The organism is Rhodococcus sp. SORGH_AS_0303 (assembly GCF_030819335.1).
In the GTDB taxonomy this organism is placed as follows: domain Bacteria; phylum Actinomycetota; class Actinomycetes; order Mycobacteriales; family Mycobacteriaceae; genus Rhodococcoides.
This window is the reverse complement of record NZ_JAUTBO010000001.1, coordinates 1,123,939-1,148,281: the sequence shown is the minus strand read 5'-3', so window position 1 is coordinate 1,148,281 and position 24,343 is coordinate 1,123,939. Positions and strand designations below refer to the sequence as shown.

Below are 24,343 nucleotides of genomic sequence, written 5' to 3'. Positions count from 1 at the left end.
CCGGTCGTGTTGTAGTGCCAGGTGTCAGCGCCGGAGCTCCTCGGCGATCGCGAGAACGCCGAGGCGCACCTCCTCGAAGCTGGTGCTGAGCGGGCTCAGGCCGAGCCTGATGCCGCTCGGGGCCCGGAAGTCGGGGATGACACCGCGCTTCCACAGCCGCGCCGTGACCTCGCGGAAATCGGGGTGATCGAGCGTGACGTGTCCCCCGCGCTCGTCCGCGTTCTCCGGCGAGGCGATCTCCACGCCCAGTGGCACCAGGTCCGAGCGCACCAGCTCGAGCGCGTACTCGGTGAGAGCGATCGACTTCGCGCGGATCGCGTCCATGCCGACCTCGCCGATCATGGCGAGCGTGTCCTGCATCGCGATCATGCCGAGCACCGGCGGGGTGCCGCTGATGACGCGTCGCACGCCCTCGGCCGGGACGTATCCCTGCTCCATGGCGAAGGCGTCGGCGCGGCCCATCCAACCCCATACGGGCTGCCGAAACTCGGGCAGATGCTCCGCGCGGACGTATGCGAACGCGGGCGAGCCGGGACCACCGTTCAGGTACTTGTAGGTGCAGCCGACGGCGAGATCGACACCCCACTCGTCGAGACGGAGCGGCACGGATCCCACCGAGTGCGACAGGTCGAGTACCACCAGGGCGCCGACGTCGTGCGCGACACGGGCCGCCGCGGACGCGTCCGCGAGAAAGCCCGAGCGGTAGGCGACATGACTGAGAAGCACGAAAGCTGTTCGCTCGGTGACGACATCGGCGATGTCCGCAGTCCGTACGCCCGACCGCCGGTCCGAGTCGATCCACACCAGCGTCAGGCCGAGTTCGGACGCGATGGACTCGAGGACGTAGCGATCGGTCGGGAAATTGTCGCGATCGAGGACGATCTCGGTCCGGCCCGGCCTCAGCGCCGCCGCCCCGCGCGCGATCTTGTAGAGCAGGACGGTGGTGGAGTCACCGATGACGGTCTGCCCGGGTGCTGCACCCAGGGCCACCCGACCGAGCGTGTCGCCCAACGTGATGGGCAGCTCGAACCATTCCTCGTCCCACCCGCGGATCAGCCGGCCACCCCAGGCCTGCGCCATGAACGTCGAGACACGCTCGATGCTCGCCGTCGTGGGCCGACCGAGCGAATTGCCGTCGAGATAGGACACGACGGGATCGGCGTCGTCGGTGTGGAAGCGAGAGCGGTACTCGCGCAGGGAGTCCCGTGCGTCGAGGTCTGCTGCGGTCATGGCTGTCCGATCTCGGTGCGGGCGGCGAACAACTCGGGGAAGAACGTCAACTCGAGGGCGCGCTGGAGGAAGCCGACACCACTGGAGCCACCGGTGCCGCTCTTGTGCCCGATCGTACGGAGCACCGTGCGCATGTGCCGGAACCGCCAGAGCTGAAAGTTCTCCTCCAGGTCGACGAATTCCTCGAACGCCTCGTACGCGGCCCAGTTCTCGGTGGGGTTCTCGTAGACGTGCGTGATCAGTGGCATCAGATCGTCGTTGCGCGCGTACGGCGCGGTGACATCTCGCCGCAGCGCACTCTCCGGAACGTCGAGTCCTGCGCGGGCCAGGCACCGCCACAGGGCGTCGTACACACTCGGCTCGCCGTGCACCCGCGTCAGCAGTTCGGTTGCCACCGAGTCGGATTCGAACACCGTCAGCATCGCCGCGTTCTTGTTGCCCAGCACGAACTCCACCGCGCGGTACTGCGCGGACTGGAACCCCGACGAGTTTCCCAGGAACCCACGGAACTGCGCGTACTCGGTGGGCGTGAGTGTCGCGAGCACCGACCACTGCTCGGTCAGCGTCTTCTGAATGTGCTTGACACGAGCGACGCACTTCAGCGCGAACCCGAGGTCGTCGGCGTCGAACGCGTCGCGTGCGGCGAGCAGTTCGTGCAGCACGAGCTTGAACCACAGCTCGGTGGTCTGGTGCTGGATGATGAACAGCAACTCGTCGTGGTGCTCCGGGACACTCACCGGCTTCTGCGCACTGAGCAGAGTGTCGAGATCGAGGTACGCCCCGTAACTCATCCGCTCGCGGAAATCGGTGACGATGTCCTTCTCGATGGCGCGCTCGTCCATTGCTCCTCTTCCGTCGATTCCCCCGAGCCTAGGACGTAGATTCGAGGGATGAACGAGTCCTCGGAACGAATCGACGTCGTCCTGCACCCGGACGCCGTTCGAGACCTCGGCACGGTGACCGACCTGGTGCAGTCCGCGCTCGCTGCGCGCGGCGCCACCGGCGAGGTCCACGTGTCGGACGACGTCTCCGTGGCATCCGGTGACGTGATCGTGGTCCCGGCCCCGGGCGGACGCGTCGGCACGCAGGCGAGCGACCGGTGTGTGGTGCGTGTCGACTACGGCTACGTGGCCGCGGACCTCTCGGCGGGCCTGCACGCCCACATTCGCGGACGGGGACTCGGCGGGCTGCGCTACGCCGTCGACAGGATTCACCATCACCGACTGCACCCGGCGACCGTCGAGTCGTATGGGGCGCACCCCGAACAGTTCGCCGAGGTGCGCGGCACCGGCGGACCCGTCGTCGCTCTGATCCACGGCGGGTACTGGCGGGCACCGTGGCGACTCGACTCGCTCGACGCCGCGGCCATCGATCTCGCCGACCGCGGCTACACCACCTGGAATGTCGAGTACCGCACACCCGACGAGCACGGGTGGGAGACGACGACGGCGGATGTTGCCGCGGCCCTGAAGCACGCTGGTGCGCAGGCCGTCATCGGCCATTCGGCAGGAGGGCAGCTCGCGCTGCGCTGGGCCGCCGACTCCCGTCCCGCATTGGCCGTGAGTCTCGCCGGAGTCCTCGACTTGCAGGTCGCCGACGACCGCGGCCTGGGTGACGGCGCGGTGCGTGCCGCCCTCGGCTCGCGGTACACGGATGCTCACGCCCAGTCCTCCCCCAGAGCGCGACTTCCACTCGGGGTTCCGCAGATCGTCGTGGTCGCGGCATCGGACGATCCGAATCTGAACGACATCGGCCGCGAGTACGCGGACGCTGCGCGCCGCGCGGGTGACGACATCGATCTCGTGGAGGGGCCGGGCGGGCACTTCGACGTCGTCGATCCACGGTCGGAGATCTGGCCTGCCATCGTGGAGCGGATCGAGGGACGTCTCCCCCGCTGATCGTCACTCGTGCGCGGTGTACTCCGCGTCGGTGACGGGGTCCATCCACACGACGACGTCGTGCTCGTCGTCGCCCTCGTTGATGGCGAGATGCACCATCAGACGATCCGGTGCGGCGCCGTGCCAGTGCACCTCGTCGGCCTCGAACAGCACGCGGTCGCCGGGACGGATGACCTCGACCGGCCCATCCTGCCGCTGGCACAGACCGACGCCCTCGGTGACGAACACCGTCTGGCTCAGCGAGTGGCGGTGCCAGTGCGTACGCGCCCCCGGCATGAAGTGGACCAGGTTGGCGGAGACCCGCGACGGGGTCGGAGCTGCGGCAACGGCGTCGATGTAGACGTCGCCGGTGAACCAGTCGGCCGGACCCTTGGTGGTCGCGATCGAGCTTCGGGTGATCTGCATGCGCGGTTCCTCTCGTCGGTGGTGCTGGTGTCCAGCATTCGCGGTGCCGGTCCACGGGGGAAGTCCCTGCGGAGGAGTGCCTCGGCAGGACACCCCGGTCGTCTAGGTGAACAGGGCGTCGACGATCGCAGCCTTGTCTGCAGCGCTCTGCGGATGCGTCAGCATGCCCTCGACGGCGAACACCACGACCTTGGTCCGCGCGGCGATCCGCTCCTCGGCGACGCCGACGTGGCGCAGTTCCTCCTCCGCGACCAGCGCATCGGCCATGGCATGGAAACCGTTGTGCCACTCGTCGATCGGAGCCGACACCGCAGCGCGGGCGTGCACGGTGTCCACCAACCGGTGGTAGCGCTCGAGTTCGGTCACCACCCACGTCAGCCGTTCCTGCGGTGACGTCACCTCCAGCTCCGCGAAGCGCGTCAACGCCGTCGCCGTGATCTCGGTGAGGGCGGCGACGAGCAGTTCGTCCTTGTCGGAGAAGTACCAGTAGATGGTGTTGGGTGTGACGCCGGCGCTCTGCGCTATCCGGCTCAGCGGGGTGCCGTCGAATCCGGCCTCGACGAACAGGGCCGTCGCGGCGTCGACGATCTCGGCCCGTTTCTCTTCCCGATCCTGCGGACGTCTGTTCCGAGGCATGCGGTCACCATATCTTGATGCACGATCAAGACGCTGCTACGTTCTCTTGAACGCCAATCAAGAGGAGCCCGCATGCACGACACCGTTCGCGACGACCTGTGGTTCGACTCCGGTTCCGATCGCTGCGCGATCTCGGTCCTCCGACCTGCCGGGCTCACCGGTTCAGCGCCGATCATCGTCATGGCCCACGGCTTCGGATCGGTGCGCGCGTTGCGCCTCCCCGCCTACGCGGACCAGTTCGTGCAGGCCGGCTACGTCGTCGCGATGTTCGACTACCGGCACTTCGGCGACAGCGAAGGAACCCCCCGGCAGCTCCTGGACGTGCGCAGACAGCTCGAGGACTGGCGCAACGCGCTGGCCTTCGCCCGGCGACTCGACGGCGTCGACCCCGACCGCGTCGTCGCATGGGGCACCTCGTTCGGCGGGGGCCACGTCCTCACCCTGGCGGGCACGGGCGAACGCCTGGCCGCGATCATCGCGCAGGTCCCGCATGTCGACGGCATCGCCGCCGTGCGCTCCGCGGGCCTGCGCCAGACCCTGCGTCTCGCACCGGCAGCCCTCTCGGACCAGATCCGGGCTCTGCTCGGTCGCGAGCCCCGCTACATCGACTCGATCGGCGAACCGGGTGCCGTAGCCGCCATGGTGTCGCCCGATGCCGCGGTGGGACGTGACCGCCTTCTCGACGCGTCGGGACTGCAGACCGGTGACTACCCCGAGACGGTCGCCGCCCGCATCCTGCTCCACATCGGCCTGTACTCACCGGGGAAGACCGCCGCGAACATTCAGTGCCCCGCCCTCGTCCAGATCGCCACCGAGGACGCCATCACTCCCACGGACGTCGCGCTGCGCACCGCACGAAAGATCCCGCGCGCCACCGTGGTGACCTACGAGGGTGGTCACTTCGACCCGTACGTCGAGCCGCTCTTCCCCCGGATCATCGCCGACCAGCTGGCGTTTCTTCGCGACGTCGTGCCGGTCGCCAGGTGAGCAGAAGCGCCAGCGCCAGAAGCAGTTCGGCGATGTCGCCGCCGTAGTACATCAGCTCACCGGCGCCCTGGCGCTGATCGGCGGGAACCGGGATCTGGACGAGGAGTCCCGCGTAGATGAGTTGCGACAGGACGGCATGGCCGAGAATCGCTGCCCCGGAGTATCCAGAGTCGGGTGGGTACCGAAGGCCGATGCGGTGCTGGGTCGAGGCCGGCGATGACCCACGCGAACAGACACCCCGCGAGGAAGAAGTGCAGGTGCACCAGGAGGTGCAGCGTCGCGCTGTGTGTCGTCGCCACGTAGAGCGGGGTGAAGTACAGCAGCGCGAGACCGCCGAGATTCAGGGCCAGCGCGACGATCGGGTTCGCTATCACGTGCACCGGCCGCGAGCGCAGGACATGGCCGATGGCACGGCCGTTCGGCGGCGACACCGAGCGCAGCACCAACGTCATCGGGGCACCGAGTACCAGCGCCAATGGCGCGTACATGCCGAGAAGCAGGTGCTGGTGCATGTGGCCGCGGAAGTCGCCGTCCGGGTAGGGCAACAGTGCGGGGACCACGGCGAGAACGAGGAGCCCGATGCCGACGAGGAAGCTCACCGTGCGCCACGGGTTCCATCCCCGCGGCTCATGCCTGCAGCTTTCCGCCGCAACGACATACGCGGCTGCCACCACGACGAGGATCACGACCGGTCCGAGACCACCGCTGCCGTGATGGGTGTCGTGCGCGAGCATCATCGCGATCGACGTGCGCTGCGCTGCATGAGCCAGCCGCCGGCGATGAGGAGGACACCGAGGGCGAGGAAGCCGAGGTCCCACCACAGTTGATTCGGACCGCTGCGAACGTGGTGGATTCCCAGCAGGTGGTGGTCGACGATGCCCTCGACAAGGTTGAACAGGCCCCACCCGACCAGAACCCATCCCCACAGCACTCGCGACGCCCACACCCGCCCGCGCGATCCGGTGACACGCGAGTACAGCATTCCGAGACCCAGTAGGACCGCGAGCCAGGTGACCGTGTGGAAGACGCCGTCCCACCGCGTGTTGATCTCGAGGCCGTGGACGGTGTCGACGGGATAGGGCTGCAGGCCGATGTTGTCGTCGCCCGTACTGCTCAGCAGGTGGTGCCACTGAAGGATCTGGTGCAGCAGGATGCCGTCCACGAAACCGCCCAGCCCGACACCGAGGACGATGCCGGGCAGGGCGACTCCGCGGTCGGGCACGACGCCTTGTGGGCGTTCCGAGGTGACCATGCGCAGGGCGGTACCCGGCGGCAGTGCCTCGAAACGACGCGGCTACTTGCGGCTGGGCGGCTGCAGGAACTTCATGGCGCCGCGCAGGACCGGCTCGGGCACCTTGTCCTTGGCCGCCATCGCCTTGTCCATCACCTTGGTGCGCGTCTCGGTTCCGCGGCCGAACGCCTTGTTGAGCGCCGACCCTTCGGCATCCATCTGTACGTGCAGCGGCGGAGCGCCGTCCTGCTGCGCGATCGCATTGCTGATCACGACGCGCTGGATCTCGCTGGTGCCCTCGAAGATGGTGTACAGCTTGGCGTCGCGGTACCACTTCTCCACCGGGTGGTCGGTGATGTAGCCCCACCCGCCCATCGTCTGGATCGCCCGCTCGGTGGAGGCCACCGCGACCTCGGTGGCGGCGAGCTTGGCCATCGACCCCTCGCCGCGCTCGAAGGCCACACCCGTGGCGGCCATCCAACTGGCGCGCCACGTCAACAGTCGCGCCGCGTCGATACGTATGGCGAGGTCCGCCAGCGGGAAGGCGATGCCCTGGTTGTCGATGATCGGCGACCCGAACGCCTCACGCTCGTTGGCGTACTTGGTCGCGTATTCCAAAGAAGCACGGGCGATTCCGAGTGCCTGAGCGGCCACCATCGGTCGTGTCTGCTCGAGCGCTCCGAGAGTGGCGGAGCGACCTCTGATCCCGGTCTTCTCCGCTTCACGGGCCTTGGCCAGCTTGTGCTCGAGCTTGTCGAGGCCGCCCAGGAGGTTGGCACCGGGAATGCGGACACTGTCGAACTTCAGCTCCGCGGTGTGGGAGGCGCGGCACCCCAGCTTGTCGAGCTTGCGCACAAGTTCCAGTCCGGGGGTCCCGCCGGGGACGATGAACAGGGCCTGGCCCTTGTGACCGAGTTCCGGGTCCACATTGGCGTTGACCACATGCACGTCCGCGATGCCACCGTTGCCGATCCACATCTTGTGGCCGTCGATGATCCAGTCGTCGCCGTCCTGCCGCGCGGTGGTCCGCAGGTTGCGAACGTCGCTGCCGCCCTCGGGCTCGGAGATGGCGAGCGCCGCCAGCTTCAGGTCGTCCGGGGTGCCGAAGCACTGCGGTGCCCATTCGAGCATCTGCTCCGGCGTCGCCGCCTGGCCGATGGCCGACAGCGCGAGCGCCGGCATCACCACCGCGAGACCGATTCCCGCACAACCCCAGAACAGTTCCTCCATGAACACCGGCAGCGAGAGCCCGGTCGGGTCACCGATGAGGTCGCGGTAGAACAACGGCGAGTAGAAGCCCGCCCGCGCCGCCTCCTGCAGCACCGGCCACGGAAACTCCTGCTCCTTGTCGTAATGCTGCGCGACGGGCCGCACCACGTTCTCGGCGAAGTCGTGAGCACGACCGACCAACTCGTGTTGGGCCGGTGTGAGCGTCAGATCGAAAGCCACGATGTCCCCCCAGGACGGTTGTTTCGGCAGGGCATACCCCACCTCGACGAGTGTTACACGTCACTCCGTCTCATCAGGCAACGCGCTCGCCAACACTTGCGCGAGGTGCTCACCGCGGCGATCCGTGAGATCGGACAGCTGGGTACGGCAGGAGTAGCCGTCGGCCAGAATCGACGCGGTGTCCGCCGCCGACTGCACCGCCGGCAGAAGTTGCTGACCGGCGATGGTGACCGAGACGTCGTAATGCCCCTTCTCGACGCCGAAATTCCCGGCGAGCCCGCAGCAACCACCGAGGCGCTGCACATCGGCGCCCGCTCTCTCGAGCAGAGTCGCGTCGGCGCCCCAGCCCATCACGGCGTGATGGTGACAGTGCGGCTGCGCCACTACCTCTCGGCCGTTCAGGGACGGCGGTTCCCACCCGCGCTCGGTGAGCAGTTCAGCCAGCGTGCGGGTGGCCTCGGCGACCTGTGCGGCGCGCTCCTTGCCGAGCAGTTCCGTTGCGTCGCTTCGTAGTACACCGGTGCACGACGGTTCGATACCCACGATGGGAACACCGCCGTCCGACGCCTCGGTCAGGGCGTCCACGGTGCGTCCCAGGATGCGCTTCGCGGCGTCCAGTTGACCGGTCGAAATCCACGTGAGAGCGCAACACTGCTGCGTCTCGGTCAGCCGCGGCCGGTAGCCCGCCGCCTCGAGCACACGCACCGTCGCCCGGCCCACCTCGGGCGTGAAGTGATTGGTGAAGGAGTCGACGAAGAGCACGACGGGATCACCGGTCGTGGGCCGGTGCGATTCGTGGAACCACTGCCGGAACGTCCTCGGGGCGAACTCGGGTATCGAGCGACGCGGATCGATGCCCGCCGCCCGCAGTGCAAGCGGCCCCACCCCCGGAAGCCGCGCCGCAGCGTTGACGGCGCGCGGCGCCCGAGCGGCGACAGCAGCCCAGCGCGGGAGCCACCCGAGCGAGTAGTGCGCCGCAGGGCGTAGCCGACGTCGGTAGCTCTGGTGCAGCACCTCCGCCTTGTACGACGCCATGTCGACACCGGTCGGACAGTCCGAGGCACATCCCTTGCAGGACAAGCACAGATCCAGGGCATCGTGCACCTCGGGCGAGCGCCACCCGCCGGTGACGTCGGTGCCGTTGATCATCTCCTGCAGTACCCGGGCGCGCCCGCGGGTGGAGTCCTTCTCCTCCCGAGTCGCGAGGTACGACGGGCACATCACCCCGCTGGTGCCGGCGGTGTCCGCGCGGCACTTGCCGACGCCCGTGCACCGGTGCACGGCCTGACTGAAGTCGCCGCCGTCCTCGGCGTAGGCCATCGCGAGCAGCGTCCGAGGCTTCGCGGACGGGACACGGAGATCCGCATCGAGAGGTCGAGAATCCACGAGCACACCGGGATTGAGGATGCCGTCGGGATCGAACGCATGCTTGACGGCGCCGAACAACGCGAGTGCGTCCGCCGAGTACATCAGCGGCAAGAGCTCACTGCGCGCACGGCCGTCGCCGTGCTCACCGGACAACGACCCGCCGTACCGCGCCACCAGCGTGGCGGCGTCGACGAGGAACCGGCGGAACACCCCTGTCCCGCCGGGCTTGTCGAGCGGCAGGTCGATGCGCACGTGCAGGCACCCGTCACCGAAGTGCCCGTACGGCAGCCCGGTCACCCCGTACTGCGTCATGAGGTCGTCGAAGTCGCGGAGGTATCGGCCGAGCGAGGCCGGCGGTACCGCCGCGTCCTCCCACCCGGCGTGTGCCGGCAACCCCGCGGGACTGCGCCCTGCGAGTCCGGCTCCGTCTGCTCGGATCTGCCACAGCCGAGCGGTGCGTTCCGCGTCGGTGACCACCAGGGAGTCGACCGCTCGGCAACCGCGTGCGACCGCGTCGGCTCGGTCCATGGCCTGCTCGCGGGAATCTCCGACGACCTCGACGAACAACCACGCGGCGCCGCCGGGAAGAGGCGGAACCGCATGCGGTCCGCGGCGTTCGCGGACGACGTCGACGATGCGCGAATCGATGCCCTCGCATGCGGTGGGCGTGAACGTCAGGACGGTGGGCGCGGCGTCACCGGCGGTGGCGATGTCCGGGTACCCGAGAACGACGAGGATGCGGAACGCAGGCTCCGTCACCAGATCGACGGTGGCGCGCGTGGTGACCGCGAGCGTGCCCTCGCTGCCCACCAGCATCCGGCGGACGTCGAAACGGTTCTCCGGCAACAGGTTCTCCAGCGCGTAGCCGGAGACCTGGCGGCCGAACGTGCCGAATTCCGTTCGGACGGTTCCGAGTCCGCCGGAGACGATCTGCCGCAGCGCGTCGAGAGTCGGAGACGTGGTGTCCCTCGGCAGGTGCAGCTGCTCCCCGCTGCCCGTCACCACGTCGAGCGAGGAGACGTTGTCGGAGGTCCGGCCGTAGCCGAGAGTGCGCGAGCCGCACGCGTTGTTCCCGATCATACCGCCGACGGTGCAGCGCGTGAAGGTGGACGGGTCGGGACCGAACCGCAGCCCGTGCTGCGCCGCTGCTTTCTGCACCACCGACTGCACGGCGCCGGGTTCGACAGTCGCGGTGCGCGCCTCGGGATCGACGTGGAGCACCCGGTTCAGGTGTCGGCTGACGTCGAGCACCACTCCGGTACCCACCGCGTTGCCGGCCACAGACGTGCCGCCGCCGCGCATGGTGAGCGGAACCCCGGTCTCGCGGCACACCGCGACGGCCGCCGCGATGTCCTCGGCGCTCCGTGGTCGAGCGACGACGAGCGGGTGCACGCGGTAGAGCGATGCGTCCGACGAATAGGCAGCGCGGGTCGTGCCGTCGGTGAGCACGTCGTCGAGGCCCGCGCGGCGCAGTGCGCGGGCGCAGTCCTCGGCGGAGATCACCGTGTCGACGCTACCGCTCGCGGTGGGCGGGGGTGTGGGGTTGGCGGCGTGGCGACCGGGTGCGGGCGGGCGGGTGGGTACCGGCGGGTGGGTGCCGGCGCGCACTGCGCGGCAGTACGCGCTGGACGTGGCCTGCGCACGGTGCTGGGCGGTGCGCGGATGCTGGTGCTCGCTTGTCCGCGCACGCTCCGGTCGGGTGCGCCGGTTGTGGTGAGCGGGGGTGCTGACGGTCGCGCGGATCGGCGCGTCGGTCGGCGCCGCAGACGCGCACCGTGCAGCAGTACGCGCAAGTCCGTGGCCTGCGCGCAGTGCTGGGAGCTGCGCGGCCAGCGGTCGCGGCGCATCCGAGCACCTTTCGGACACCCGCGCCGGTTGGACCGCGCGCGGCTGACCAGAACCCGCGCGGATCCGCATGGGAACCGCCGGGCCGCTGACCGCGTCCAAGTTCGAGTGCGATGGATTCGAGGTGGGGTGGCCGTGGCTGCGCTCGTGTTCTGCGGCGCCTGCTCCCCCGGCGTCTCGGGCGAACCCGTCGCGGAGCTGTGGGATCCGTGCACCATTCCGAGTGACGCCGTGGCGGCTGCGGGCGTGAACGCGGAGATCGTCGACTCGGGTCAGTTCGATCAGGACGGAAGCCAATGGAAGTACTGCTCGTTTCGGCAGGATTCGTTCTTCGTCAGCGTGCTGTCGACTGACACCTCGATTGCGGAGGTTGCAGCGAATCCGCGCGCTACCAATGTTTTGCCGGTCCAAGCGGGTGATCGTGAGGCGTTGTCATACACGGAACTCGGGTCAGAAGCCGGAAAGTCATGCTTTCTCGCATTCACCACGCACGGGGGCTCGGCGATCATCCGTGTCCGAGCAGCAGCAGATGCCGCCGACTTCGACAACCCTTGTACGCGGGCAGTCGACCTTTCCGACGTACTAGAGCCCTACTTTCCGCGCTGACGAGGAGTTCCGTGAACCCCCTGTTCGACCTGAAAATCACACCCGACGCTGCCCGCCGTTGCGCAGATGCAGCACAACGATTCGCTGACGACTTGGTCAACCTGGAGGACCACGTCAGCCTCATGGGTTCACTCGGAGGCTTCGGCACCCTCCCCTCCGGCCTGGCGCTGGCGCGCAAGTACTCCGAGCTCGCGGTGGGTGGGCCGGGGTCTTTGTCGACCTTGCTTCAGGCGCACATCGCGATCGCGTCGTCGCTCGCCGACACCTTCACCGAGATGGGTCGGAACTACGAGTCCACCGACAGCGAAGCGGCACAACGCATCACGCCGAAGTAGCCGTCACTTCAGCGCATCGAGATCCGTCTTCAACAGCATCACGTTGTAGTCGGACCAGCGCGAGGCAGTGAAGTACAGGTCACGCCCACTCGACTTCGGGTGGATGTACGGGGCGTAGACGCCGCCGATGGTCTCCGCACGCCCGAGCAGAGTTGTCATCGGGCTCCACGGTCCCTGCGGATCCGTGGCGGTGCGGGCGACGATCGAGCCCTGGTTCTCGTCGCCGTAGAGCATCACGTACTTCTTCAGGTACGCGTTCCACGAGACGCTGAGCTCGCTGACCGGTTCGTCGACGACCTTCTTCGAATCGGCGACATCGGTCGACCACGGGCGCGCGACATCACCGGTGGAGTACTCGTACTTCGTCAGGTCGAGGATGTCCGCCGGTTGCACACGGGCGAGAAAGGCTGCACCGAAACGGCCGTTGGGCGTTCCGAATTGGTACAGCCAGCCGTCGGGACCCTTGGCGTATGCGTTCATCTGGAATCGGCCGTTGGCCTCGTTGACCTGAGCGACACCGGGAATCGTGACGCCCTTGTTGACGCGAATGGTCATCGGGTCCGTCGTCCAGCTCTGCCCGTTGTCCCTCGACGTCGCGATGGCCGAGAAGTTGGTGACCCACCGGCCGGGGGCTCCCCAACTCTGCACGGACATGTAGTTCAGGTACTGCACGCCGTCGATGGCGATGGCGGCCGTCGGGATGGTGGTCACCTCGATCTCCGGCAACCGCAGCGTCGGGACGATCTGCTCGGCGTACCGAGGCGTCGCCGGCAGGACGATGGAGCCGGACGCGCTGTCGCCGGGCACGGCGTCGGGAACGGTGATGCCGTCGGAGAGGTTGTCGTCGCTGGACCGCAGCAGCAGGTTGTTGCGCCACTGCTGCCCGTTCACCGAGCAGTTGCCGAAGGAGTCACCGAACGCCATGAGCGTCTGGCCTGCGCCGTTGTCCCAGCTGATGCCGAGATCGGTACCCGAGATGCCGAAACGGTCGTACGTGTTGTTGGCGCTGAGAGGTCCGGTCACCCACCCCACGGACTGTGTGTTCCCACTGCGGATCGGGGCGAGCGGCTGCTGAGTCCCGCGCGGGTTGCTGCCCCCGCCGCCACTCGAGCCGCTGCTACCGAAGAAGCCGCCCAGCAGTGACGAGCCGGGGCCACCGAGACCACCGCACGGTTCCGCGGACGCGACCGGTGCCGACAGCACACCCAGACCGCTGGCCACCAACGTCAGCGCGGCCCCCACCGCGATCTGCCGACTTCGTGCTCGCATACTCCGACCCCCACCGATCGACTGTGTGACTCACGTGACTCATGTGACTGATGTGGTGAGTGTTACCGAAAAGTGGGCATGCCGCAACAAAAGCATGTGTCGGTACTTGACAAATGAGAATTACACGGTGGGTATTTCAGCCACACAATGAGGGCGGCCGGTGCGCCCCCGACGGACGCACCGGCCACGAGGCCCACGTCGGTCCGCGGACTCCAGTCCAGTGTGCCCCTCGGACCGGACGGTATGCCGAGTCCTGAGTCACAAGCGTTTCGCGTGCACGCTGTCGAGCACCAGAAGAGCCGCACCCTGCACGACGACGGCGGCACCGTGCCCGGAGGACTGCTGCGGCGTAACCCTCCCGCCGAAGGTGGGCCGGTGGTACAGGAGATGTGCACCCAGGGCGACATAGACGACGTCGAGTCCAGTGTTGATCCACAAGGTCTTCCGCAGCTTGTCGGCCGCAACCTCGGTGGACCGGGCCGCCCCGATCCCGGCGATGGCGAGATCGATGGCGCCCCAGCCCGCGGTCTGGATGCCGAAAGCACGGACCGCGGGAGAGCCGCCGCCCAACGCTGCGGCGGCACCGACCGCGACACTGCCGCCGCCCCACCAGAGAAGCCGTCGACCGAGATCCTTCGCGACACTGTGTGCTGACGTCATGGACACCAGTGTGCCCACTCGAGCGGTCAGACGATGCCGGTCTCGTGCAGGGTGCGCACCTCGTCGTCGCTGAGACCGAGCTCGGCGAGCACGGTGTCGGTGTCCGCGCCGTGCGGACGTCCGGTGTGGCGGATGCTGCCAGGGCTCTCCCCCATGCGCCACATGACGTTCTGCATGCGCACCGGCCCGAGAGCGTCGTCCTCGACTGTGGTGACCATCTCGATGGCGTTGACCTGCGGATCGTAGAGCAGCTCGCTCGGCTTGTAGACGGGGGCGACCGCCGCGCCGGCCTCCTCGAAGGCCGCGATCACCTCGTCGCGCGTGCGCTCGGCGATCCACCCACCGACGTATCCGTCGAGCAGGTCGGCGTGGGCCGCGCGCTGACGGCCCGTGGCGAACCACGGCTCGTCGAGAACCTCGGGGTGACCGACGAGGCGGAGAACGCGCTCGGCGATGGAGTTGGCACTGGTGGAGATCGCCAGCCAGTGCTCGTCCTTGGTCCGATACAGATTGCGGGGCGCGTTGTTGCTCGACCGGTTACCGGTGCGCTCCTGGTCGATGCCCAACTGGTCGGCGTAGATGATGCCGGGCCCGACCGCCGTCATTATGGGGCTCAGCAGATCGAGATCGATCTGCTGACCCTTTCCCGTCTTCGTCCGGTGCAGCAGGGCCATCGAGACCGCCGACGATCCCGCGATACCGGCCAGCGAATCCGCCAGACCGAAGGCGGGAAGCGTCGGCGGTCCGTCGGCCGAGCCGGTGAGGTGGGCGAACCCGCTCATCGACTCGACCAGAGTGCCGAACGCCGGCCTCGTCGAGTAGGGCCCGGTCTGGCCGAAACCGGTGACACGCAACAGGATCAGACCCGGATTGATCTCGGACAGCACGTCGTAGCCGAGGCCCCACTTCTCGAGGGTGCCCGGCCGGAAGTTCTCCACCACCACGTCGGCGTCCGCGACGAGCTTGCGGAAGACGTCGGCCCCCTCGGGCTTGCCGAGGTTCAGCGTCATGCCGCGCTTGTTCCGGCTGACCATGGTCCACCACAGCGGGTGGCCGTCCTTGTCCAGGCCGTGACCGCGCATCCCGTCGGGCTTGGTGGGGTGCTCGATCTTGACGACGTCGGCACCGAAGTCGCCGAGGATCTGGGCGACCAGCGGACCGGCGAGGATCGTCGACGCGTCGAGAACGCGAATCCCCTCCAGTGGCCCGGTCACTTGTAGGGCCTGTGCAGGTAGCGGCCGGTCGGCTCCCCCGCGACAGCGCCGTTGTCGAGTACGCGGCGGCCACGCACGAACGTGTCGGTGACCTTCGCGCCGAGCTCGAAGCCCTCGAAGGGGGTGTACTCCTGCGTGGACTCCGAATCCTCGGGACGCACCGTCCACGTGTGATCGGGATCGACCAGTGCCAGGTCGGCGTCCATGCCGACGGCGATCTCGCCCTTGCCCGGAAGTCCGTAGCGACGAGCGGGATTGAGCGACGTCAGCTCCGCGATGCGACGCCAGCTGAGTCCGCGCTTGCGGCCCTCGCTGACCAGTCCCGGCAGCAGGTACTCGGCGCCGCCGAATCCCGACTTGGCCGCGAAGATGTCGCCGCGGTCTTCGGCGAACTTCTTCTCGTCCTTGCAGCACGCGTGATCGCTGACCACCCAGTCGATGTCGCCGCCGAGCAGGTGCTCCCACAGGGCCTCGACGTCGTCGCGCGGGCGCAGCGGCGGGTTGACCTTGCCGCCCAGTCCGTAGGCGGTGTCGATGTCGGCGAGCAGGTGACCGATGGTCACCTCGCGACGGAAGTTGACGTGCGGGAACGCCTTCGCCATCCGCATGGCGGCAGTGAGGGCCTTGCGGGAGGAGAGGTGCAGCAGGTTGATGTTGGGCAGCTGCGTCTCGTCGGCGAGGAACGACGCGATGGTGACCGCGAGCCCCTCGGAGTGCGGCGGACGCGAGGCGCTGTACGCCGCGAGGCCGGTGAGCGTTCCCTCCTCCTCGACGAGCTTGGTGTAGGCGCTCATGATCTCGGCGGTCTCGCAGTGCAGCGAGAGCGAGATGTGATCGGCCTTGTCGCCGAGCTGCTCCCGTGCGGCCTGGATGCCGCGCATGACGAACTCGAAGTGCGCGAGGTCGTAGCGCTCGCCCTCCGGCGTCATGAGGAATTCGCTCTGGTCGGTCGAGCGCCCGTGCAGCCCGTGGCTGCCGTAGAACATGAAGATCTTGAACGACGTCACACCGTGATCGGTGATGAGCGAGGGGATCTCGGCGATGTGCTCCTTCGACATCGGCGCGAGGTGGTACGCGTAGTCGACGAACGGCTTGCCCTCGGTGGCCTCCAGCACCGTCGGGAACACGTCGGCGTACGAACCACCGGTGTTCATGTAGTACTGACCGGTGCGCATGTAGGACAGCGAGGTGGTGACACCGCCCTGCACGCAGGCCCTGGACTCGGTGTAGGCGTCCTCGCCCAACGGGTTGTAGATGCCCCAGTGTTGGTGCGCGTCCACCACTCCGGGGAACGCGACCTTGCCGGCGGCGTCGACGACGGTGTCGGCGCTGGACGGATCGATCCCCGCCTCGATGCGGGTGAACTTCCCGTCCTCGATAAACAGGTCGAGGAATTCGCCGCCCTCGGGATGATCGGCGCCCGGACGTACGACTCGGGCATTGGTGATCAGAAGCTTCGTCATGACAATCCTTCTCTAGTGATGAGTACCGGCCACGAGATCTGCGGCCAGATAAGCGAGTCCGAGTGCGGGCAGCAATCCGTTGCCGGCGAGGTACCCCGCGGCGCCGTGGCCCGAGATGCCCATCGCAGCGCCGCCGGAGGCGAACAGTCCCTCGATCGCGGTGCCGTCGGGTCGCAGGACCCGAGCGTTCCCGTCGACGACGAGGCCGCCCTGGGTGTGGAACAGCGCGGGGACGATGCGGATCGCGGCGTACGGCCCGGTGAGCTCGTGCTCGAACGAGGTGCGCCCGTGCGGGTCCGACTCCTCACTCCGTGCGTACCTCTCGACGGCCGCGAGTTCGTCGACGACGGCATCGGCGGGGAGCCCCAGCGCGTCGGCCAGCTCGGCCGGCGTGTCCGCCCACACGACGGCGCCCGAATCGACCGTCTGACGAAAGTCGGTGAAGGACAGGCACTTGTCGTGGATGTTGCGGTCGATGACGATGACGCCCTCGGACTCCGGGCGGGCCGCGAGATGGGCGGCGTACTCGGAGTAGCCCGTCGTCTCGTCACCGAAGCGTCGTCCCGTGAGGTCGAGGACGACGCCCCCGTGCATGACGGTGGCCCACCCGACCAGAGTCGACGCCTTCTTCGACAGCGCCGCATGCCCCTGGTACGCATCGAGATACGCGGTCGCGGCGCCGAGACGGTCACCGATGGTGAGCGCGTCTCCGCGGGAATGCTCGCTGCCGTGGTAGCGAGCCTGCGCGATCTCGGGGACGTGGGTGGCGACCCGCTCGTGGTCGCCGCCGTACCCGTTGGTGGCCAACAGCACCGCGTCGGTGGGAATCGTCTCGGTCGACCCGTCCGGGAGCGTGATCACCGCGGCGGTGACGCGACCGTCGTCGACGCGGACGTCGGTCAGCCGGGCCGGTGCCAGAACGTCGATGCGCGGCTCCGCCGTCACCGCGCGCACCAGGTGCTCGAGCAACACGCTTCCGTGCCGACCCTCGACGGTGTGGCAGCGCAGTGCCGAGTGACCAGGGTAGGCGAAATCGGTGACCAGCGACAACGGCACCTCGAGGTGATCCGCCATCCATTCGACGAGTGGCGCGCTCACGCGGGCGAGGGCTCCGGCGAGCTCTGCGTCGGCCGTGCCCTTCGTCTTGCGGAGCACGTCCTCGACGAACGTCTCCGGGGAGTCCTCGATGCCCGCCTCACGCTGCCAGCGGGACCCCGCGCCGGGGATCATGGCCGTCGACATCGCGGTGTTGTTGCCGCGCTTGAAGTGGTCGCTGGCCTCGACGACCAGCACGTCGAGTCCGTGCTCGGCGGCACGCAGCGCGGCGATCAGTCCGCCGCCGGCCCCGGCGACGATCAGATCGGGTCCGTCCGCGCTCACGATGCCGGCTCCAGGTCGTCGCGCAGTGCGAGCAGGCGCAGGGCGGTGGCCGTGGGATCCACGACCAGCGGTGTGGTTCGCGGCCCGGTGAGATCGACCGCCGAGCACGCGTTGATGGCCACCGAACACGTCAGCGCACGAGCGTGGACGGTGACCGCGTCGGCCCAGGCCCGCGAGTCCGCGATGTCGTCGAACGACAGGTCCATGACGACGGTCGGCTCGGCGGGGATGCCGTACCCCGCCACGCGGCGGTCGAGTTCGGCAGCGATGGCGGCATTGCGGGCGAGGGCGCCGAGGCGGTGGCCCTGCGAGGCGTAGAACGACGCGGTGAGTCGCGTCAGTCCGTACAGGGGACGCTCGAAGGAGTCCGCCTCCTCCGCACACGGATCGAGCACGCAGTCGGGCAGGTATCCGTCGAACTCGTCCGGATCGGACGCGCGGAAGGCGGCGGCCAGCGCCACTTCGGACGCTCGGACGTCGGCCTCGGTGTCCAGCGCGCGCGGAGCATCGGGACCGATGTTGCGCAGGACGACGGACACGCCCACCGGGCTCAGTGCGTCGTACCGCTCCTGACGTCGCCGGAACTCGGCGAAGTCGACATGGATGGGGGTGTATGCGAGTAATCGCACGGGGAAACTCCTGACGAGAGGTGCGGCATCAGATGCCGAGGTACGCAGCCTTGACGCGATCGTCGTGGGCGAGCTCGGCTCCCGTACCGGTGAGCACGATGGATCCGCTCTCGATGACGTAGGCGCGGTCGGAGATCGCGAGTGCCTGTGCGGCGTTCTGCTCGACGATCAGCACGGTCACCCCGGTCTCGCGGATCCGCACGATGGCCTCGAGGACTTCGGCGGCGAGCTTCGGCGCCAGGCCGACGGACGGTTCGTCGAGCGTGAGCACACGCGGCTTCGACATCATGGCGCGGCCGATGGCCAGCATCTGCTGCTGACCGCCGGACATGGTGTCCGCGCGCTGGGTCCGCCGCTCGGCGAGAATGGGGAACAGATCGAAGACGCGGTCGAGCGACTCCTTCGTGGACCCGCGCTTCTGGGTGTACGCGCCCATCTCCAGGTTCTCGGAGACCGGCAGCGAACCGAAGAGTGCGCGGTCCTGGGCGACGTGCACCAGTCCCGACCGGACGATGCGATCGGCGCGGTTGCCACTGATGTCGCTGCCGTCCAACATGATGCGGCCCTTGCTGGGCGTGACCAGACCCGACAGGGCGCGCAGCGTCGTGGTCTTGCCGGCGCCGTTGGCTCCGATGAGAGAGACGATCTCGTCCTTCTCCAGATGCATCGTGACACCGTGCAGGATCTCCAGTCGCCGGTAGCCGGCGTGCAGATCGTCGATCTCGAGCATCATGCGGTCTCCTCACCCAGATAGGCCTCGACGACGCGGTGGTCCTCGATGACGGTGCGCGGATCCCCCGCTGTGAGGACCGCGCCCTCGTGCATGACGACCAGACGCTCGGACAACGCCATGACCGCGGCCATGATGTGTTCGACGAACAGGACCGTCTGCCCGCCGCTGTGCAGGGAGCGCAGCAGCTCGATCATCGGCGCACGTTCCGCCGGAACGAGTCCCGCGAGCACCTCGTCGAGCAGGACCACCCGCGGTTCCATGGCAAGAGCGCGGGCCAGCTCCAGTCGCTTGAGTCCGGCCGTCGACATCGTCGACACCGTCCCGCCCACCTGGTCGGAGAGCTGCACCCGGTCGAGCACCTCGAGAGCGTGCCGACGCGCGTCCTTCCGCGACTTACGCTTGGACAGTGCGGCGATGGTGACGTTCTCGAGAACGGACATCGACTCGAACGGCCGCATCAACTGGAACGTACGCACCAACCCAGCGCGCGCGATGCGGTCCGCGGGCCACCCCGTGATGTCGGTGCCGTCGAAGATCACGCGACCCGACGTCGGCGGCTGCTCGCCGGCCAACAGCGAGAACAGGGTGGTCTTGCCGGCGCCGTTGGGGCCGATGATGCCGAGAAACTGCTCGTCCGGGACGTCGATGCTGACGTCGCGCACCGCGTGGATGCCCGAGAACGACTTGCTGAGATTCTCGATACTGAGGACGCTCACTTGCGCCACCTCTCGCGAATCGTGCCGAAGATCCCCTTGGGCAGGAAGATCACGATCAGGATGAGAATCACCGAGTAGACCGCCACGTCGAGTCCGATGGATCCCTGGAGGAACTCGAGGAACGCGGGCGGGTTGCGCAGCAGCTCGTTGATGAGCTCCGACAGCGGCCCGATGACCGCGGCGCCGAGCACCGGTCCCCAGATGGTCCCGATGCCGCCGATGACGGCCGGGACGATGGCCTCGACGGACACCGCGGATCCGAATGCCTGCTCGGGGCCCACGAAGAAGTAGTACTGCACGTAGTACACGCCGGCCACGGCCGTGAGGGCGCAGCTCGCCGCGACCGCGATGAGCCGGTACTTCATCGTGTCGATGCCGAGAGAGGCTGCGGCGGTGGCGTCGTCACGGATCGCCTGCACGTACTGCCCCGGCCGGGACCGGACGTAGAAGATGGTGCCCAGCACCGCGAGCGCCAGGATCACCAACGGGATCCACAGGTAATTGGCACTGCCCTTCTCGAACTGCAGCATCCACCACGAATCACGCGGCAGGATCGGCACGTTGAAGCCCTCGGTCTTGTTGAAGACCTCGAGATTCTGCACGAGCAGCAGGAACATCTGCGCGAAGGCGAACGTCGCCAGGGCGAAGTACGACCCGGCCAGCCGGTAGCGCAAGCACAGGTAGGCGATGGTGGTGCCCACCGCGGCGGACACCACGGCGCCGACGAGCATGGAGATCCACGGCGAGATGCCGTGCTCCACCAGCAGATACGCACCGGTGTACGCGCCGATGCCGAAGAACGCCGCGTGACCGAAGCTGAACATGCCGCCGAAGCCGCTCATGAGGTTCCAGCCGACCGCCATGATCGCGAAGATCAGCGTCCGGACCGCGACCGTCTGCGCCTGCTCGCCGAGCACGAGCGGGAACGCGGCGACGACCACGAATCCGATGACGAGCGTGAGCAACTGGCGTCGCAGCCAGGAGTCCTTCAGCCGCGTGTCGGACGCGGAGTCCGTCGAGACATCCGTCGTGGTGGTCATCGGCGTCCTCCGTACAGACCTTCGGGCTTGAGAAAGAGCACCATGACGAACACGGCGAAGACGAGGATCAGCGATCCGGTGCCGGGGAGGTACAGGGCGCCGACCGTCTGGACCAGACCGATGACGATGCCGCCGACCATGGCTCCGACGACACTGCCGAGACCGCCCAGCACCACGATGACGAAGGCGAGAATCGTGAACTGCTCGCCCACCGACGGGGTGAGAGACGTGAACGGTGTCATCAGACCGCCGGCGACGGCCACGCAGGCCGCGCCGATACCGAACGTCAGCGCGTAGACGCGGCCGATGTCGACTCCGACGAGCTTGGCGCCCTCCGAGTTCGACGCCACCGCGCGGATCGACAACCCGAGGCGCGTGCGTTCGAGCACCGACTTCAGCGCGATGGCCACGACCGCGGCACCGACGAACGCGAGCACCCGAGGCCAGGCCGCGACGGTGCCGAGTATCGAGATCGATCCGTCCACGGGCGCCTCGACCGACTTGGGCCGACCACCGAAGACCATGAGGAGCACGTTGATGATGAGCAACGACAACCCGAGTGTCACCAGTAGCGGCCCCTCGTGGCTCCCGCCGATGGTGAGCTTGGTGAGCAGGGTGGCCTGCACGATCATGCCGAACACGAACATGACGGGGACTGCGAGAAGCGTTGCCACGTAGACGGGCAACCCCGCCGTCGAGAGCGCGTACACGATGTACATCGCCAGGGTGAGCATCGCGCCCTGGGCGAAGTTCACGATGCCGAGCACACCGAAGATGAGTGTCAGGCCGACCGAGATCAGCGCGTAGACCCCGCCGAGCAGCAGCCCGGAAACGATGGCCTGGCCGACCAGGCCCTGGTCCTTACCGCCGACGAAGAAGATGACGGCGAGGATCACCACGAGCGCTCCCCCGACGGCGACGCCGGGATTCACGGCGCGCCGGGTCTTCTCCGTGGCCGCGCTCTCGGCGACGACCGTCACCGGCCCGCTCCCGCGGGGAACTCGATGGCCTCGGTGGCGAACTCGTCCGGGAAGACCTGGGTGACCTGGCCGTCGCGCACCTGCATCACGATGACCGTCGCGTTGGAGTTCTGACCGGTCTCGTCGAACTGGATGGGACCGGAGAAGGCGAGCAGAGGATCGTCGATGGTGACGCCGGAGATGGCCTCGCGCAACGCTTCCGGATCCGCGTCGGCGCCGTCCTCGAGTCCCGCCGCGATGACCTCGACGGCCTGGTAGGACAGCATCGCCGCCGTCTCCATCGGACGGCCGTACTTCTCCTCGAAGCGCGAGCGGATGTCGTTGACCCGGTCGCTGGTGGCGTCGAAGTGGTAGTTGGCGGACAGCACGCCCTCACCGGCGGTGCCGGCGGCAGCAGGGAAGGAACTGTCGTCGAAGGCGCCGTTGGCGATGCCGTAGACACCCTTGACGTTCACGTTCAACTGCTCGACGGCCTTCGCGATCAGCAGACCGTCCGGGTAATAGCCCGTCGCGACGATGACGTCGGGGTTGGAGACCGCGGCCTCGCGCACCTGCGTCGTGGCGTCGGAGAAGTTGGTGGCCGGGTACGTGATCTCCTGCACCGAGGAGATGCCCTGGTTCGCGGCCTCCTTCTCGAAGGCGTCGAACACGCTGTCACCGAACGAGCCCTCGATGTGCAGGTACGACACGCGATCGATCGGCTGGCCGGTCTGCTCCTCGATGGCCGCGAGCGCCTTGGCGCCGTCGGTACCCATGCTGGAGGCGTTCGGCTGGATACGGAACGCGTACTGGTAACCCTGGTCGAGGATCTTGTCGTCGACCGCGACGTCGATGACCAGCGGCACTCGCGAGCGCTCGGCGACTGATGCGACGTTCTGCGTCACGTCACTCTGATAGGTGCCCACCAGGGCGACCGCGCCGTCGTCGATCAGACGCTGCGCCTCACTCTGGCCGACCTCCGCCTTGCCCTGGCTGTCACCGGTGACGAGTTCCAGTGGACGCCCCTCGAGCGAGGAGATGCCGCCGGCACCGTTGATGTCCTCGACGGCCAGTGCGGCACCGTCGTTCATCAGTCCACCGACACCGGCCAGCGCACCGGTGGTGGGGTGCACGGATCCGATCTTGATGGGACCCGAACCGTCCGATCCGGACGAGGATCCACACGCAGCCGTGCCCAGAAGGGCCACTGCGGCGAGCACGCCTACGACTTTTCTCATGATTGGATCTGCCTTCCGCGCCGATCGAGGCGCCGAGTCTCGGGAAACCGTGTGACCGAAGGACACGGCCTGTGTTCCGCTCAGCGCACCACTTAGTGGGTGGCTATTCCCTGCAGTACTGAGTATTACACGCATCACTGGGTCAGAACAGGCTCTTTGATGACTTTCTTGTTACGGGTATGGTTCGCTCAGCGGAACGCGCCGAAGCCGCGCACGTACTCAGCGAATGTGGAAGGTTGGCCCCATGGCCGCAACTACCAGCTCGACCGGCACCGACTCCGCGTCGACGGGAACCGAATCGGCGGATCGGGTGGCCGACGTCCTGCTGTCCTTCGCGCAGTCCGACCGGGCACTGGGTGTCACGGAGCTCGCGCGCCGCCTGGACCTGAGCAAGGCTGTGGTGCACCGGATCCTGCAGTCCCTGGCATCGCGCTCGATCGTGCAGCCGGTGGCGGGCGAGTCCACCTACTCCCTCGGCCCGGCGGCCATCGGACTCGGCACGAAGGCATGGAGCCAGCTCGACGTCCGTTCCATCGCCGCTCCCATCCTGCGGCGACTACGTGCGCAGACCCTCGAGACGGCGACGTTGTCCGTCCTGGTGGGGCATCGGCGGGTCTACCTGGACCAGTACGAGAGCCCGCAGGAGGTGAAGATGGTGGTGGAGATCGGCCCGCAGTACCCGCTGCACTCCGGCGCCTCGAGCCGCGCCATCCTCGCGTTCCTTCCGCCGCACTACGCGCACGAGGCCTTCGAGGAGCTGCGGGGAAGCGCTCCGGACGCCGACGAGACGACGTTCCTGGCCCGGCTCCAGGAGATCAGGGACACCGGCTACGGGACCTCCATCAACGAGCGCAACACCGGCGCCGCCTCCATCGCCGCCCCGTTCTTCGACGCGGCCGGCCACGTGCTCGGCTCGGTCAGCTCCTCCGGACCGGCCTTCCGCTACTCCTCCACCGCCGACGACGATCACGTGGCGCACGCCGGTCAGGTGCTGGCCGCCGCGCGCGCGATCACGCAGAGCCTCGAAGCGCGGGCCGCCCGATGACCCGCCG

The 24,343-nt window shown here is 68.0% G+C and carries 24 protein-coding genes; 5 read left to right on the top strand and 19 right to left on the bottom strand.

Annotated elements, in window-relative coordinates; translation table 11 throughout:
• Positions 1-24 precede the first annotated feature (24 nt).
• Positions 25-1,230: a kynureninase gene (gene kynU, locus QE449_RS05325; protein WP_307108362.1), complete on the bottom strand. Its 1,206-nt coding sequence runs from the start codon at positions 1,228-1,230 to the stop codon at positions 25-27.
• A complete protein-coding gene (locus QE449_RS05320) occupies positions 1,227-2,072 on the bottom strand; it encodes a tryptophan 2,3-dioxygenase (RefSeq protein ID WP_222639007.1) in 846 nt (281 codons plus the stop codon). The genes kynU and QE449_RS05320 overlap by 4 nt, the downstream gene beginning before the upstream one ends.
• A 48-nt stretch (positions 2,073-2,120) precedes the next feature.
• Here QE449_RS05320 and QE449_RS05315 point away from each other — a divergent pair, with 48 nt between their 5' ends.
• Positions 2,121-3,128 (top strand): alpha/beta hydrolase, encoded by a 1,008-nt coding sequence (locus QE449_RS05315; RefSeq protein WP_307108361.1) that lies wholly within the window; start codon positions 2,121-2,123, stop codon positions 3,126-3,128.
• A gap of 3 nt (positions 3,129-3,131) precedes the next feature.
• Here the strand turns inward: QE449_RS05315 and QE449_RS05310 are convergent, their stop codons facing one another.
• Together QE449_RS05310 and QE449_RS05305 are read right to left on the bottom strand one after the other, a co-directional pair.
• Positions 3,132-3,533, bottom strand: coding sequence for a cupin domain-containing protein (locus QE449_RS05310; protein ID WP_307108360.1), 402 nt, complete (start codon positions 3,531-3,533; stop codon positions 3,132-3,134).
• Positions 3,534-3,635: 102 nt separating this feature from the next.
• Complete coding sequence (locus QE449_RS05305; protein WP_307108359.1) at positions 3,636-4,169, bottom strand: TetR/AcrR family transcriptional regulator; 534 nt, start codon at positions 4,167-4,169, stop codon at positions 3,636-3,638.
• Positions 4,170-4,241: 72 nt separating this feature from the next.
• Between QE449_RS05305 and QE449_RS05300 the strand changes: the two genes are divergently transcribed.
• Positions 4,242-5,156 carry an alpha/beta hydrolase gene (locus tag QE449_RS05300; protein WP_307108358.1) on the top strand — a complete coding sequence of 305 codons (915 nt, stop codon included), beginning with the start codon at positions 4,242-4,244 and terminating at the stop codon, positions 5,154-5,156.
• A 56-nt stretch (positions 5,157-5,212) separates the two neighbouring features.
• On the opposite strand, the gene QE449_RS05295 is transcribed toward QE449_RS05300, so the two are convergent.
• Genes QE449_RS05295 through QE449_RS05280 form a run of 4 tightly spaced genes read right to left on the bottom strand, consistent with a single transcriptional unit; the run spans position 5,213 to position 10,707 of the window.
• A complete protein-coding gene (locus QE449_RS05295; RefSeq protein ID WP_307108357.1) occupies positions 5,213-5,893 on the bottom strand; it encodes a cytochrome c oxidase assembly protein in 681 nt (226 codons plus the stop codon).
• Entirely contained in the window at positions 5,890-6,408 is a 519-nt protein-coding gene (locus tag QE449_RS05290; RefSeq protein ID WP_307108356.1) for a DUF2243 domain-containing protein, read from the bottom strand. Before QE449_RS05290 ends, QE449_RS05295 begins: the two co-directional genes overlap by 4 nt.
• A 42-nt stretch (positions 6,409-6,450) precedes the next feature.
• Complete coding sequence (locus tag QE449_RS05285; RefSeq protein ID WP_307108355.1) at positions 6,451-7,836, bottom strand: acyl-CoA dehydrogenase family protein; 1,386 nt, start codon at positions 7,834-7,836, stop codon at positions 6,451-6,453.
• 60 nt (positions 7,837-7,896) lie between these two features.
• Positions 7,897-10,707 (bottom strand): FAD-binding and (Fe-S)-binding domain-containing protein, encoded by a 2,811-nt coding sequence (locus QE449_RS05280; protein WP_307109681.1) that lies wholly within the window; start codon positions 10,705-10,707, stop codon positions 7,897-7,899.
• Between the two features lie 477 nt (positions 10,708-11,184).
• On the opposite strand from QE449_RS05280, the gene QE449_RS05275 reads away from it, so the two are divergent.
• Positions 11,185-11,655, top strand: coding sequence for a DUF3558 family protein (locus tag QE449_RS05275; protein ID WP_307108354.1), 471 nt, complete (start codon positions 11,185-11,187; stop codon positions 11,653-11,655).
• An 11-nt stretch (positions 11,656-11,666) separates the two neighbouring features.
• Positions 11,667-11,990 carry a hypothetical protein gene (locus QE449_RS05270; protein WP_307108353.1) on the top strand — a complete coding sequence of 108 codons (324 nt, stop codon included), beginning with the start codon at positions 11,667-11,669 and terminating at the stop codon, positions 11,988-11,990.
• Between the two features lie 3 nt (positions 11,991-11,993).
• Here the strand turns inward: QE449_RS05270 and QE449_RS05265 are convergent, their stop codons facing one another.
• The 11 genes from QE449_RS05265 to QE449_RS05215 form a co-directional block, all read right to left on the bottom strand.
• Positions 11,994-13,259, bottom strand: coding sequence for a DUF4185 domain-containing protein (locus QE449_RS05265; protein ID WP_307108352.1), 1,266 nt, complete (start codon positions 13,257-13,259; stop codon positions 11,994-11,996).
• Between the two features lie 258 nt (positions 13,260-13,517).
• Positions 13,518-13,919: a hypothetical protein gene (locus QE449_RS05260; RefSeq protein ID WP_027504763.1), complete on the bottom strand. Its 402-nt coding sequence runs from the start codon at positions 13,917-13,919 to the stop codon at positions 13,518-13,520.
• Positions 13,920-13,945: 26 nt separating this feature from the next.
• Positions 13,946-15,133 carry a CaiB/BaiF CoA-transferase family protein gene (locus QE449_RS05255; RefSeq protein ID WP_307108351.1) on the bottom strand — a complete coding sequence of 396 codons (1,188 nt, stop codon included), beginning with the start codon at positions 15,131-15,133 and terminating at the stop codon, positions 13,946-13,948.
• Positions 15,130-16,596, bottom strand: coding sequence for a dihydroorotase family protein (locus tag QE449_RS05250; RefSeq protein ID WP_307108350.1), 1,467 nt, complete (start codon positions 16,594-16,596; stop codon positions 15,130-15,132). The genes QE449_RS05255 and QE449_RS05250 overlap by 4 nt, the downstream gene beginning before the upstream one ends.
• Before the next feature lie 12 nt (positions 16,597-16,608).
• Positions 16,609-17,976, bottom strand: a complete 1,368-nt coding sequence (locus tag QE449_RS05245; protein WP_307108349.1) for an FAD-binding protein — start codon at positions 17,974-17,976, stop codon at positions 16,609-16,611.
• Positions 17,973-18,605 (bottom strand): hydantoin racemase, encoded by a 633-nt coding sequence (locus QE449_RS05240; RefSeq protein WP_285184463.1) that lies wholly within the window; start codon positions 18,603-18,605, stop codon positions 17,973-17,975. The genes QE449_RS05245 and QE449_RS05240 overlap by 4 nt, the downstream gene beginning before the upstream one ends.
• Positions 18,606-18,633: 28 nt before the next feature.
• Complete coding sequence (locus tag QE449_RS05235; RefSeq protein WP_056442074.1) at positions 18,634-19,338, bottom strand: ABC transporter ATP-binding protein; 705 nt, start codon at positions 19,336-19,338, stop codon at positions 18,634-18,636.
• Complete coding sequence (locus tag QE449_RS05230) at positions 19,335-20,054, bottom strand: ABC transporter ATP-binding protein (protein WP_197027740.1); 720 nt, start codon at positions 20,052-20,054, stop codon at positions 19,335-19,337. Before QE449_RS05230 ends, QE449_RS05235 begins: the two co-directional genes overlap by 4 nt.
• Positions 20,051-21,094, bottom strand: coding sequence for a branched-chain amino acid ABC transporter permease (locus tag QE449_RS05225; protein ID WP_056442070.1), 1,044 nt, complete (start codon positions 21,092-21,094; stop codon positions 20,051-20,053). Before QE449_RS05225 ends, QE449_RS05230 begins: the two co-directional genes overlap by 4 nt.
• Complete coding sequence (locus QE449_RS05220; RefSeq protein WP_027504755.1) at positions 21,091-22,074, bottom strand: branched-chain amino acid ABC transporter permease; 984 nt, start codon at positions 22,072-22,074, stop codon at positions 21,091-21,093. Before QE449_RS05220 ends, QE449_RS05225 begins: the two co-directional genes overlap by 4 nt.
• Positions 22,071-23,291 carry an ABC transporter substrate-binding protein gene (locus QE449_RS05215; protein WP_027504754.1) on the bottom strand — a complete coding sequence of 407 codons (1,221 nt, stop codon included), beginning with the start codon at positions 23,289-23,291 and terminating at the stop codon, positions 22,071-22,073. Before QE449_RS05215 ends, QE449_RS05220 begins: the two co-directional genes overlap by 4 nt.
• Positions 23,292-23,535: 244 nt before the next feature.
• Here QE449_RS05215 and QE449_RS05210 point away from each other — a divergent pair, with 244 nt between their 5' ends.
• On the top strand, positions 23,536-24,336 hold the full coding sequence (locus QE449_RS05210; RefSeq protein WP_037184784.1) for an IclR family transcriptional regulator: 801 nt from the start codon (positions 23,536-23,538) through the stop codon (positions 24,334-24,336).
• Positions 24,337-24,343 lie beyond the last annotated feature (7 nt).